The organism is Candidatus Accumulibacter phosphatis, from assembly GCF_000024165.1.
Lineage (GTDB): Bacteria > Pseudomonadota > Gammaproteobacteria > Burkholderiales > Rhodocyclaceae > Accumulibacter > Accumulibacter phosphatis.
Genome location: NC_013194.1, coordinates 304,922 through 317,596 on the forward strand (window position 1 = coordinate 304,922; position 12,675 = coordinate 317,596).

At 64.2% G+C, this 12,675-nt stretch carries 8 protein-coding genes; 7 read left to right on the forward strand and 1 reads right to left on the reverse strand.

Features of this window, described 5'->3' with window-relative positions; translation table 11 throughout:
* The first annotated feature begins 35 nt into the window (after positions 1–35).
* From nadA to hslO, 3 genes are read left to right on the forward strand one after another with little or no spacing between them, the layout of a single operon-like run.
* Positions 36–1,133 carry a quinolinate synthase NadA gene (gene nadA, locus CAP2UW1_RS01285; RefSeq protein WP_012807057.1) on the forward strand — a complete coding sequence of 366 codons (1,098 nt, stop codon included), beginning with the start codon at positions 36–38 and terminating at the stop codon, positions 1,131–1,133.
* 57 nt (positions 1,134–1,190) lie between these two features.
* The gene (locus CAP2UW1_RS01290) at positions 1,191–2,129 is read left to right on the forward strand and encodes a glycosyltransferase family 2 protein (RefSeq protein WP_012807058.1); all 939 of its coding nucleotides are present in this window, start codon (positions 1,191–1,193) and stop codon (positions 2,127–2,129) included.
* 16 nt (positions 2,130–2,145) lie between these two features.
* On the forward strand, positions 2,146–3,015 hold the full coding sequence (gene hslO, locus CAP2UW1_RS01295; protein WP_012807059.1) for an Hsp33 family molecular chaperone HslO: 870 nt from the start codon (positions 2,146–2,148) through the stop codon (positions 3,013–3,015).
* A 77-nt stretch (positions 3,016–3,092) separates the two neighbouring features.
* Here hslO and CAP2UW1_RS01300 read toward each other — a convergent pair whose 3' ends face one another.
* On the reverse strand, positions 3,093–4,427 hold the full coding sequence (locus CAP2UW1_RS01300; RefSeq protein WP_081444262.1) for an FAD-binding oxidoreductase: 1,335 nt from the start codon (positions 4,425–4,427) through the stop codon (positions 3,093–3,095).
* Between the two features lie 578 nt (positions 4,428–5,005).
* Between CAP2UW1_RS01300 and glk the strand changes: the two genes are divergently transcribed.
* Genes glk through glgX form a run of 4 tightly spaced genes read left to right on the forward strand, consistent with a single transcriptional unit; the run spans position 5,006 to position 12,645 of the window.
* Entirely contained in the window at positions 5,006–5,971 is a 966-nt protein-coding gene (gene glk / locus CAP2UW1_RS01305; RefSeq protein WP_012807061.1) for a glucokinase, read from the forward strand.
* Positions 5,972–5,993: 22 nt separating this feature from the next.
* Complete coding sequence (locus CAP2UW1_RS01310) at positions 5,994–8,447, forward strand: glycogen/starch/alpha-glucan phosphorylase (RefSeq protein WP_012807062.1); 2,454 nt, start codon at positions 5,994–5,996, stop codon at positions 8,445–8,447.
* Positions 8,448–8,458: 11 nt separating this feature from the next.
* Positions 8,459–10,642: a 1,4-alpha-glucan branching protein GlgB gene (gene glgB, locus CAP2UW1_RS01315; protein ID WP_012807063.1), complete on the forward strand. Its 2,184-nt coding sequence runs from the start codon at positions 8,459–8,461 to the stop codon at positions 10,640–10,642.
* A complete protein-coding gene (gene glgX / locus CAP2UW1_RS01320) occupies positions 10,630–12,645 on the forward strand; it encodes a glycogen debranching protein GlgX (RefSeq protein ID WP_012807064.1) in 2,016 nt (671 codons plus the stop codon). The genes glgB and glgX overlap by 13 nt, the downstream gene beginning before the upstream one ends.
* Positions 12,646–12,675: the final 30 nt, after the last annotated feature.

Genomic DNA, 12,675 nt, shown 5'->3' on the forward strand with positions numbered 1-12,675 from the left:
GAATTGCCTTCTGACATCGATTCGAGTACCTGTACATGCAAACCGCGACCATCAGCTTCGACACTTTCAACCAGTTGCGCGACGAGGAAAGCCATCAGCGCATCCGTGCGGCGCGCGAGCGCCTCGGTGACCGAGCCGTTCTCCTGTGTCATCACTATCAGCGTGCCGACGTCTATCAGTATGCCGATCTGACCGGCGACTCCTTGAAGCTGTCGCGTCTGGCCTCGCAGACCGAGTCGGAGTTCATCGTCTTCTGCGGCGTCCATTTCATGGCCGAAGTTGCGGACATCATGTCGAAGCCGGACCAGATAGCCATTCTCCCTGACCTGGCGGCCGGCTGCTCGATGGCAGACATGGCCAATCTCGCCAAGGTCGAACGCTGCTGGCGCGAACTGGGCGAGGTGCTCGACGTCGAGCAGCAGGTCACTCCGGTGACCTACATCAACTCGGCGGCCGATCTCAAGGCGTTCTGTGGTGCGCGCGGCGGCATCGTATGCACCTCGTCGAATGCCGGGACGATTGCCGCCTGGGCCTTTGAGCGTCGGGAGAAGATTCTCTTCTTTCCGGACCAGCATCTCGGGCGGTGGACCGGCTACCAGATGGGAATTCCACTGGATGAGATGATGGTCTGGGATCCCGATCTCGAGATGGGGGGTCTGACGGCAGAGCAGATCCGGCGCGCCAGACTCCTGCTCTGGAAAGGCCATTGCTCGGTGCACCAGATGTTCCAGCCCGCGCATATCCTGCGCTTCCGTAACCAGCATCCGGACGGTCTGGTGATCGCTCACCCGGAATGCAGCTTCGAAGTCTGCAGGCAGTCCGACTTTGTCGGATCAACCGAGCATATCGTCCGCACCATCAAGGAAGCCCCGGCGAACACGCGCTGGCTGGTCGGCACCGAACTCAACCTGGTGAACCGGTTGGCAGAAGAAGTGAAGGGTGAAGGCAAGATCGTGCAGTTCATGGCTCCCACGGTCTGCATGTGTTCGACGATGCAGCGGATCGACCCGCAGCATCTGGCGTGGACGCTCGAGAATCTGGCCGAAGGCACGGTCGTCAATCAGATCCAGGTGCCGGAGCATGAGCGGGAACTTGCCAAGCTGGCGCTCGACAGGATGCTCGGCGTATCTTAGTTTGTGGCACGCCAACTCATCGTCGATGCGAAGCCAGTCCGGCCAGGAGTTCCGAACATGCCCGTAGTATCAGTTGTCATTCCCGCCTACAACTGTGCGCTCTACATTGGCGAGACCCTGGCCAGCATCCTCGCGCAAGAGGCCGCCGAGCTCGAGATCATCGTCATCAACGATGGTTCCACGGATGAGACGGGCGCGATCGCGCGTAGCTTCGGCGAACCCGTCAGAGTCATCGACCAACCCAACTCCGGCGTCTGCGCCGCACGCAACCACGGGATCAGGGAAGCGCGAGGCGAGTTCATTGCGTTGGTCGACCACGACGATTACTGGTTGCCAAACAAGCTGGCCAACCAGTTGGCCGCTTTTGCGGACAACCCGCAGGTCGACGTGGTGTTTACAGCGTTCGTCTGGTGGCGACAGGAGAGCGAGGGGGGACGGTTCCCGCAGCCTGCGAGTTTCGCAGCGCAGGCGGCGCCACAGGGAATCGACAGTGACTTTTCCGGCTGGATCTATCACCAAATGCTTCTTGATAGCTGGGTGCTCACCAGTACGGCCCTGGCGCGTTCGGCTGTAGTGCGCGCGAGTGGGGGATTCGACGAAACCCTTCCCTTCAGTGAAGATTGGGACTTCTGGCTGCGGGTGGCAAGAACTTCGCAGTTTCTCAAGCTGCGCGAAGCGACAACACTCTATCGCCAGCACCCCCACCAGGGCTCACGCGTGACCCGGGCGCTCGATTACCGGACCCGGCTTCTCGAGCAGGCGTCACGGCAATGGGGACTGTCCAGCCAGGATGGGCGCTGCGTGGCGCCAGGCGTGTTCAGGCGGCAACTGGCACAGTACTCTGCGAGCTTTGGCCTGGGGCATCTGCAGGGCGGGCCTGGCGCCAGTCGCCTCATTGCTGCCAAGGCCTTTCTCAAGGCGTGGCGGATCGATCCCACGTACTGGAAGAGCCTCCTGTATCTGGCAGCAACGCCGTTTTACGGGAAGTCCAGGTAGCCGATGTCGACAGCTCATGGTCAGTGATTGCTTGTGGCGCTTTCTCTTCGACGATCTCGACATCAGCGGTGCGTTTGTTCGCCTGGGGCCGGTGTGGCGGAACATGCTCGATGGACGCGGCTATCCGGCGCCCGTTGCCCGCCTCCTCGGTGAACTGACGGCGACCACCCTGCTGCTCGGCGGCAAGCTGAAACAGCCGGGGCGCCTGACTGTCCAGTTGCGCGGCAACGGACCGATTTCCCTGTTGGTCATCGACTGTGACGAGCAACTGCACATCCGCGGCATGGCCAGGTTCAGCGCGCCACTGGCCGGCGAGTCGGCTCCGGAACTGCTCGGTGACGGGCAACTGCTCTTGTCTCTCGACATGCCGTCGATGCGCGAACCCTACCAGAGCATCGTGCCGCTTGCCGGCACCAGCGTCGCCGAGATTTTCGAGCACTACCTCGGTCAGTCGGACCAGTTACCGTCACGCTTCCTTCTTGTCACGACGCCAGATGCCGCCGCCGGACTGCTGGTGCAGAGAATGCCCGGCGCCGACGCCTGCGATGCCGACGGCTGGGCGCGCATCGAGGCGCTCGCCGCAACGGTGCGCCCCGCCGAAATACTGTCGCTACCCGCCGACCAACTGCTGCTCCGGCTCTTTCCGGACGAAGCCGTTCGCCTGTTTCCCGCCCGGACGGTTGCCTACCACTGCCCCGAGGACTGGCAGAAGGTACGTTCCATGCTGCGCGTCCTCGGTCCGGCCGAGGTTTATGCCGCTCTGCACGAGCAAGGCGAGGTGGTCATCCGGGATGAAATCTGCAACCGCGAATACCGTTTCGACGAAGCCGCAGTCGACGAGCTCTTTGGCGGGTCTTCACCGGGCGAGCCGCCGACCATTCATTGAGCGGTGCCTGCCCGCGCCGACGCGCCGGCCCCGATGTGCCTCGACCGGCGGGCAAGCGGCCGCCTGGGGCGCCTGTCTCAGAGCACCTTGCCAGGATTCATCAGGCCCTGCGGATCCAGCACGCGCTTGATGGCACGCATCATCTCGATCTCCACCGGGCTCTTGTAGCGGAGAAGCTCGTCGCGCTTCAACTGTCCGATGCCGTGTTCGGCGCTGATGCTGCCGCCCAGTTCGTCGACCAGATCATGGACGATGCGGTTCACTGTCGGCTGCGCGGCCAGAAAGGCGGCGTTCAGGCCGGCCGCCGCTTGCGACTGGTTGTAATGCAGATTGCCGTCGCCGATATGCCCAAACGCGACGATGCGAAGTCCCGGAAACGCCTCGGTCAGCGCCTGGTCGGCACGTTCCACGAACTCTGGAATGCGCGATATCGGTACCGAGACATCGTGCTTGATGCTCAGTCCGTCGATTCTCTGCGCCTCTCCGATGTTCTCGCGCATGGCCCACAGGCGCCTGGCCTGCTCGCCACTCTGCGCCAGTACGGCGTCGCTGATCGTGCCACTGGCCAGAGCCTCCGCGAGCAGCGCGCCCAGTGCTTCGCGCAGTTCGCCCTCGTCGCCACCCGCCGACAGTTCGATCAACAGGTGCCAGGGGCTTGCCGACAAGGCCGGATGCGGCCCCGGGATATGCTGGCGCACCAGGCCAAGGGCGACGTCGGAGACCAGTTCGCAGGCCGTCAGCGTCGAAGCAAAGCGCGCCTGAAGGTCCGCGAGCAGGCGAACTGCCGCTGCCGGTGAGGCGATCGCCAGCCAGGCGGTGGCATTCGCGCGCGGCAGCGGAAACAGCTTCAGTACCGCCGCGGTGATGATGCCGAGCGTTCCCTCGGCGCCGATGAACAGATGTTTCAGGTCGTATCCGGTGTTGTCCTTGCGCAGACCGCGCAGTCCGTCCCAGATCTCGCCGCTCGCCAGGACGACTTCCAGACCGAGCGTCAGGTCACGCGCGTTCCCGTAGCGCAGGACCTGTACTCCGCCGGCGTTGGTGGACAGGTTGCCGCCGATCTGGCAGCTTCCCTCGGCCGCCAGTGACAGCGGGAAGAGGCGTCCCGCCTGGGCCGCGGCCGCCTGCAGGGTCGCCAGTACGCAGCCCGCCTCGACGGTCATGGTGTTGTTTGCCGTGTCGATCTGGCGCACGCGATTCAAGCGGGTCAGGCTGACCACCACGGCGTGGCCATCGCCAGCGGGGGTCGCCGCACCGCACAGACCGGTATTGCCGCCCTGCGGTACGATCGGCATGGCCGCTTCGGCACAGGCACGCACCACCGCGGCCACGGCAGCCGTACTGGCGGGGCGGACGACACAAGTTGCCGCCCCGCGGTAGCGACCACGCCAGTCGGCAAGGTAGGCAGACATGTCGGCTGCGGACGTCAGCACCTGGTCCGCGCCGAGCAGGTCGGCAAGGGTTCTGATCAACGGCGCATCTTTCACGGATCACCTCTGGGCAAGAAGCGGGGGGAGACCGGGGGCGAACCTGCACTGCCGGTGACTGCACAGGCTGCCGACCGAGGGAAGTCCGGCGTCACGTGGGCACCTCGCGTACCGACGTCAGCAGCGATTGTAAGGGCCTGGAGTGCCGACAGGAGGAACTGGCGCACACCGTGTCGAGGAGACAAGGGGCCTCGCCTGGACGAGACGCGAGTCGACCGAGGCGCGTGCGAGAGCTGCTGTGGGAGATTTATCCGGGCAATACTGCCGGATGTTGGAAGGGTCTTTGATAAAACCGGCAATTGGTGCGAAGATTCGGGGCGTCGCCATTGCTTCCCTGCCGCCGGGTATCTCATCGTGAATCCGCAACTGCCTTACCATCACAGTGGCCAGGATCGGCCACCTCGCCAGTCGCGCGGAATTCCTGTTCATCGTTCATCGCTCCGCGCCCTGAGCCCGCGCGCGCAGGGCGTCGCCGGGCGAGTAAAGCGCACACGGAGGTGGCCATGATCCCCGGTGCGCGGCTGGTAGCCGACATCGGCGGCACCCACGCCCGCTTCGCACTGCTCGACGAGCGCGGCCTGCCGGAACGGGTGCGCGTGCTTGCGGTGGCCGACTACGCGGGTCCGGTGGAGGCCGTTCAGGCCTATCTCCACGAGTTCGGCAGCCCGCCCTTGCGCGCCGCCGCGCTTGCCCTGGCCGCCCCGGTCCATGCTGACGTGATCCGCATGACCAATGCCGATTGGGTCTTCGTGCGCGCCGACATCATGGCCCGACTGGGCTTGGCGCAGTTGCTGCTGCTCAACGACTTTGCGGCTCTCGCCCTGTCGCTGCCGCATCTCGCTGCCGCCGACCTGCGTCAGGTTGGCGGTGGGACCGCCGTCGCGCTGGCACCGAAGGCGGTCCTTGGGCCCGGCACCGGTCTCGGTGTCTCCGGCGTGTTCTACGCGCGCGGGCGCTGGCTGGCCTTGACGGGAGAGGGCGGACACTGCTCGCTGGCGCCGGGCGACCGGCGCGAGGCGGAGATTCTGGCTCTTGCCTGGCGCGAGTTCGCGCACGTCTCGGCCGAGCGCCTGCTTTCCGGTAGTGGCCTGCCGCTGCTGTATCGTCTGGTCGGTGAAGTCGATGGCTGGTCCGGCGAACCCCTGGCGACGCCCGAGATCGTCGCCCGTGCCGTGTCTGGGGACGATCCACGCTGCCGGGCAGTCATCGATACCCTGTGCGCGATGCTCGGGGCAATGGCAGGAAATCTTGCCTTGACACTGGGTGCCCAGGGTGGCGTGTATGTCGGTGGTGGTATCATTCCACGGCTCGGCGACCTGTTTGATCGGTCAGCCTTTCGCACCCGCTTCGAGGCCAAGGGGCGCTTCGCTTCCTACTTGGTCGCCATCCCGACGTATGTGATGCTGTGTCCTACGCCGGCCCTGCTGGGTTCTGCCCATGCTCTGGCCGACAGCGAGGGTTGCCCATGAACCTTACTGGAGTACTTGTCTGATGTCCGATTCCGCCCAACCCCAGCCCGAAAGCCCAACGCTGCGCTCCCAGATCGACCGCAAACTGCTGTGCGCGGTGGCTGCTGAGCCGACGCGAGCCAGCAAGGCGGACCTCTACCAGGCGCTGTCGTTCGTGGCGCGTGAGAAGCTGGCCCAGCGTTGGGTTGACACCCAGAACTCCGACCGCGACGACAAGGCGCGGCGCGTCTACTATCTGTCGATGGAGTTCCTGATCGGCCGGGCCATGAACAATGCCCTGTCCGCCCTTGATCTGCGCGATCAGGCGGCGGCTGCCTTCAGCGGGCCAGGCCCGTCGCTGGACGAGGTGATGGAATGCGAACCCGATGCCGCCCTTGGCAACGGCGGTCTCGGCCGGCTGGCGGCGTGTTTTCTCGATTCGATGGCCACCCTTGGACTGCCCTCCTGGGGCTACGGTGTCCGCTATGAGTACGGGATGTTTGCCCAGTCCATCCTCAACGGCCAGCAGGTCGAGAAGCCGGAAGCCTGGCTGCAGGACCGTTCGCCCTGGGAGTTCCCGCGCGCCAACAAGCACTACACCGTGCGTTTCGGCGGCACCGCCGAACACCACGAAGAATGGGCAGAATGGCATGCCGCCGACTCGGTCGAGGCCAAGGCATTCGATTACGTCATCCCGGGTCATGGCACGGACCGTGTGAGCACCTTGCGCCTCTGGAAGGCGGCGGCGCCGTCCGAGATCGACCTCGGTGCCTTCAATACCGGCGATTACCAGCGCGCCGCCGAGTTCAAGAACCACTTCGAGAACATCTCCTGGGTTCTCTACCCGAATGACAGCACGCCCGCCGGTCGCGAACTGCGTCTGCGCCAGGAGTATTTCTTCGTCAGCGCGTCGCTGCAGGACATCCTGGTACGCCATCTGGACGAAAATGGCAGCTTGGCCAATCTGGCCGACAAGGTGGCGATACACCTCAACGACACGCATCCGGCGATCGGTGTCGCCGAGTTGATGCGCCTCCTGATCGATGATCACGGCATGAGCTGGGCCGCGGCTTGGGACCAGTGCCGGCGCATTTTCTCCTACACCAACCACACGCTGATGCCGGAGGCTCTGGAAACCTGGAAAGTGACGCTGATCCAGCGCGTGCTGCCGCGGCATCTGTTGATCATCTATCGCATCAACCAGGAGTTTCTTGACGAGGTCGTCCGTCTCTACCCTGGGGACATCGACCTCATGCGCCGGGTTTCCCTGATCGACGACGGCGGCGGGCACGACCGCGACAAGCGCGTGCGCATGGCCAATCTGTGCATCGTCGGCAGCCACCGGGTCAACGGCGTCTCGCAGCTGCACTCGGATCTCATGGTGCAGACGATCTTTGCCGACTTTGCCCGCCTCTACCCCGAGCGTTTCCACAACAAGACCAATGGCGTCACGCCGCGACGCTGGCTGGCGCAAGCCAATCCCGGCCTCTCGGCCCTGCTCGACCAACGCCTCGCCGGTCAGGGCTGGCGCCTTGATCTGGATCGTCTGCAGGACTTGCGGGCGACTGCCGACGATGCGGCTTTCCGCAGCGCCTTCGCGGCGGCGAAGCGACACAACAAGGTTCGCCTCGCCAACTACGTGGCGCGTGAAGTCGGCATCTCGCTGAACCCGGACAGCCTCTTCGACGTACAGGTCAAGCGGATCCACGAGTACAAAAGGCAGTTGCTGAACGTGCTGCACGTCATTACGCGCTACAACGCCCTGCTCGACGGTTCGGCCAGCGATCTGGCGCCGCGCAGCGTCATCTTCGCGGGCAAGGCGGCATCGTCGTATCACATGGCCAAGCAGGTGATCCGGCTGATCCACGATGTCGCGGCGGTGGTGAACAACGATCCGCGAACGCGTGACCTGCTGCAGGTCGTCTTCATTCCGAACTACGGTGTTTCGGTCGCCGAACTGATCATGCCGGCCGCCAATCTCTCGGAACAGATTTCGACCGCCGGCACCGAAGCGTCGGGTACCGGCAACATGAAACTATCGCTCAACGGGGCGCTGACCATAGGCACCGAGGATGGCGCCAACATCGAGATTCGCGACAACGTCGGTGCCGACAACATCTTCATTTTCGGCAACAACACCGCCCAGGTCACGGCAATCAGGCAGGCCGGGCATCGGCCGATGGACATCTACCGCGACGATCCTGCCCTCAAGGAGGCCCTCGACCGCATCGACAGCGGCTTCTTTTCGCCCGGCGAACGGCCGCGCTATCACGATATCTTCAACAGCCTGCTTCATTATGGCGACCACTACCTGCTGCTCGCCGACTACGCCGACTACGTGGCCACCCAGAAGCGTGTCGACGCCCTCTATCTGAACTCCGACGAGTGGCAGCGCAAGGCCATTCTCAACGTCGCCGGAATGGGTCCCTTCTCGGCCGACCGGACCATCAGTGACTACGCCAACGATACCTGGAACATACGCACACACACTACGTAAGGACGTCTCAAATGCTTGACACTGCAGAAATTGTTGCCCTTTGCCGGGCAGAACACGGCGACCCCTACGCCGTCCTTGGAATGCACGTCGATGCCGACGGTTTCCTGTGGGTCCGCAGCCTGCAACCGGGAGCGCGCTCGGTTGCAGTGCTCGACGCCAAGACCGGGAGGCAGCTTGCCGAACTCGAGCACCGCGAGGTCGAGGGAGTCGAAGGTTACTTCGAAGGACTCATCCCCCGCCGCCGCATCAGTTTTCCCTACCGGTTGCGCATCGAGTGGGAAAACGGCGTGCAGGAAACCGATGATCCGTATCGTTTTGCCACGGTATTGGGCGAGATGGACGTTTGGCTACTTGCCGAGGGCTCGCACCTGCGACCCTTCGAGCGCCTCGGCGCGCATCTCTGCGAAATCGATGGCGTTCCCGGCACCGCATTCGCGGTCTGGGCTCCCGATGCGCAACGGGTCAGCGTCGTTGGCGACTTCAATACCTGGGATGGTCGTCGCCACCCGATGCGCCTGCGCCGCGAATGCGGCGTCTGGGAGATCTTCCTCCCGGGGGTCAGTGCCGGCGCCCACTACAAGTACGAAATTCGTTCCCACGGCGGCTTTCTGCTGCCGCTCAAGTCCGACCCTTATGGCTTTCAGGCGGAAATGCGGCCGTCGACGGCGTCGATCGTCTGTGAACTGCCACCCCCGGTGGATCCGACGTCGATTCCGGCCGGCGATCTGCTGGGCGCGCCGATGTCGATCTATGAGGTCCATCTGGCGTCGTGGCGGCGTGCCGACGATGGCGGCTTCCCTGACTGGCAGCGAATCAGCGAGACGCTGATTCCTTACGTAGTTGGCCTCGGCTTTACCCATATCGAACTGCTGCCGATTTCGGAGCATCCGTTCGACGGCTCCTGGGGCTACCAGCCGCTGGGACTCTACTCGCCGACTGCCCGCCATGGCAGCCCGACCGGCTTTCGCAATTTCGTCGGTGCCTGTCATGCCGCCGGACTGCGCGTCATGGTTGACTGGGTACCGGCGCATTTCCCGACCGACGAACACGGTCTCGGCCGCTTCGACGGCACGGCGCTGTATGAGCACGCCGATCCCCGCGAAGGCATGCATCAGGACTGGGGCACGCTGATCTACAACTTCGGCCGCCGCGAAGTCAGCAACTATCTGATCGGCAACGCGCTGTTCTGGATCGAGCGCTACGGCATCGACGGCCTGCGCGTCGATGCCGTAGCGTCGATGCTCTACCGCGACTATAGCCGCGAGGAGGGGCAATGGCTGCCGAATCAGTACGGCGGGCGCGAGAACCTCGAAGCCGTCGCCTTCCTGCGGCGGATGAACGAGGTTCTCGGCCAGGAGCACCCGGCCGCCGATACGCATGCCGAGGAGTCTACTGCCTGGCCGATGGTCAGTCGCCCGCCGTCGATGGGCGGTCTCGGCTTCCACTACAAGTGGAACATGGGCTGGATGCACGACGTCCTCGACTACATGACCAAGGATCCGGTGCATCGCCGGTATCACCACAATCAACTCAGCTTCGGGATGATGTACGCGTTCACCGAGAACTTCGTCCTGCCGCTTTCGCACGACGAAGTCGTGCACGGCAAGGGCTCGCTGCTCAGCAAGATGGCCGGCGACTACTGGCAGAAGTTTGCCAACCTGCGTTCGCTTTACGCCTTCATGTGGGCGCATCCGGGCAAGAAGCTGTTGTTCATGGGCGGCGAAATCGGGCAATGGAACGAGTGGAATCACGACACGTCGCTCGACTGGGGTCTGCTCGACTTCCCCCTGCATGCGGGCATGCACGACCTGATTCGCGATCTGAACGGCATCTATCGCAGTAATCCGGCACTGCACGAGGTCGATTTCGAGCCGGCTGGTTTCGAGTGGATGGCGCCCGACGATGCCGACTGCTCGGTCGTCGCCTTCGTCCGCTGGTCGCGCGATCACTCGCGCGCCGTTCTCTATGTCGGCAACTTCACGCCGGTCGTCCGCCAGGGCTACCGTATCGGCGTGCCGGTGCCGGGTGGCTACTGCGAGCGCCTCAACACCGATTCCCAGTACTACGGGGGGAGTAACGTCGGCAACGGCTATGAGCCGGTGTATGCGGAGTACGTGCCAGCGCACGGACGGGAATGGTCGGTCAGCTTGACTCTGCCCCCGCTCGCCGGGCTTTATCTCGAATGGGTCCCGTGATCGACGGCATGCGCTTGCAAGCCGGGCGGCCGTGGCCGCTCGGCGCCCATTGGGACGGGCGGGGGGTCAACTTCGCTCTCTTTTCGGCGCATGCCGAAGCGGTCGAGTTATGCCTCTTCGAGGGCGGCCAGATGCGCGCGCTGCATCTGGAGCAGTGTACCGATCAGGTCTGGCATGGTTACCTCGCCGGCGCCGCTCCCGGACTCTGTTACGCCTATCGCGTTCACGGCCCCTCCGCCCCGGATCGCGGCCATCGCTTCGATGCCCGGCACCTGCTGCTCGATCCCTACGCGCGGGAAGTCGTCGGCCGCTTTTCGTGGCCGGCGCAGGACGATCCGGCGCACCGCCTGAAAGCCTGTGTCGTCGACGAACACTTCGACTGGGGCGGTGATGCGCCGTTGGCGGTACCCTGGGCTGACACGGTACTCTATGAAGTTCATGTCAAGGGAATCAGTTGCCAGCACCCCGGAGTTCCCGAGGCCCTGCGCGGCACCTACGCCGGTCTTGCCGCACCGGCGATGATCGAGCACTACCGGCGGCTCGGGGTTACCGCTCTCAGCCTGCTGCCGGTGCACCACTTCCTCGACGAGCAACGGCTTGTGAACGAGGGCCGCGTCAATTATTGGGGCTATAACTCGCTCGCCTTCTTCGCGCCGGAACCACGTTACGCCGCCCGGATTGGTGGGCAATCGGTGATTGCCGAGTTCAAGACGATGGTGTGTGCGCTGCACGCTGCCGGCATCGAGGTCATTCTCGATGTCGTCTTCAATCACACGGCGGAGACCGACGAAGCGGGCCCGACCCTGTCGTTTCGCGGCATCGACAATCTGAGCTACTACCGGCTACCGGCTGGCAATCTGGCCAGCTACGAGAATTTCACGGGTTGCGGCAATACGCTCAATCTCGCCAATGCGCGGGTTCTGCAGATGGTCATGGACTCCCTGCGCTACTGGGTTGAGGTCATGCACGTCGATGGTTTCCGCTTCGACCTCGCCGCCACACTGACCCGCGACAGCGCCTTTCTTGCCGCCAAGCGGCAGGATCCGGTACTCCAGCGAGTCAAGCTGATCGCCGAGCCGTGGGACGTCGGACCCGATGGTTATCACCTGGGCCGCTTTCTGCCCGGCTGGAGCGAATGGAATGACCGCTTCCGCGACGACGTGCGCGCCTTCTGGCTGACGGGCGGGGTGGGTGTCGCGGCGTTGGCTCAGCGGCTGGCCGGATCGAGTGAAGTGTTTCGTTTCGCTGGACGGGCGCCGCAGGCGGGCGTCAACTTCATCACCGCGCACGATGGCTTCACCTTGCGCGATCTGGTCAGCTATCAGGAGAAGCACAACGAGCTCAACGGCGAAGGTAATCGCGACGGGCACAGCCACAACCTCTCCTGGAACTGCGGGGAGGAGGGCGAGAGCCGCGATCCGGCCGTCCTCGAAAGGCGGCGCCGCCTGCAGCGCGCGCTGCTGACGACGCTACTGATTTCTCAAGGCGTGCCGATGCTGCAGAGTGGCGATGAGATCGGTCGCACGCAGGCGGGCAACAATAACGCCTATTGCCAGGACAATGCCATGACCTGGCTCGACTGGCGGAGTGCCGACGCCGATCTGGTCGCTTTTGTCGCCGGGTTGATCGGCTTGCGCCAGCGTTTCCGGCAACTGCGGCGCCGCCGCTGGCTGACTGGCGAGGGGAACGCTGAGGGACAACCCGATGTGGTCTGGTGGCATCCCGCAGGACGGCCGATGCGGGTTGCCGACTGGCAATCCGGCAAGCTTGGCGCACTCGGTCTGCAGCTTGCTCCCGAGACCTCGACGGACGGCCAGGCCGACGATCACCGGATCCTGCTCTGCCTGATCAACCGTGATGAGATCCCGGTTTCCTTCCTGCTACCAGCCGGCGTCTGGTGGCAGGTCTGCGACAGCAGCGCCCAGTCCCCTTTCGCGGCTTGTCAGCGCGAGCGGACGAGCACGCTGCCGGCGCGCAGCGTGCAGATTCTCTGTCTGGGGTGAGGCTGCCGGCGCTGGCGAAGCGGCAAGCGA

What these genes read in the sequence shown, in the direction of transcription:
- nadA (WP_012807057.1), top strand. Translation starts at nt 36, where the DNA reads ATGCAAACCGCGACCATCAGCTTCGACACTTTCAACCAGTTGCGCGAC.
- CAP2UW1_RS01290 (WP_012807058.1), top strand. Translation starts at nt 1,191, where the DNA reads ATGCCCGTAGTATCAGTTGTCATTCCCGCCTACAACTGTGCGCTCTAC.
- hslO (WP_012807059.1), top strand. Translation starts at nt 2,146, where the DNA reads ATGGTCAGTGATTGCTTGTGGCGCTTTCTCTTCGACGATCTCGACATC.
- CAP2UW1_RS01300 (WP_081444262.1), bottom strand. Translation starts at nt 4,427, where the DNA reads ATGTCTGCCTACCTTGCCGACTGGCGTGGTCGCTACCGCGGGGCGGCA.
- glk (WP_012807061.1), top strand. Translation starts at nt 5,006, where the DNA reads ATGATCCCCGGTGCGCGGCTGGTAGCCGACATCGGCGGCACCCACGCC.
- CAP2UW1_RS01310 (WP_012807062.1), top strand. Translation starts at nt 5,994, where the DNA reads ATGTCCGATTCCGCCCAACCCCAGCCCGAAAGCCCAACGCTGCGCTCC.
- glgB (WP_012807063.1), top strand. Translation starts at nt 8,459, where the DNA reads ATGCTTGACACTGCAGAAATTGTTGCCCTTTGCCGGGCAGAACACGGC.
- glgX (WP_012807064.1), top strand. Translation starts at nt 10,630, where the DNA reads ATGGGTCCCGTGATCGACGGCATGCGCTTGCAAGCCGGGCGGCCGTGG.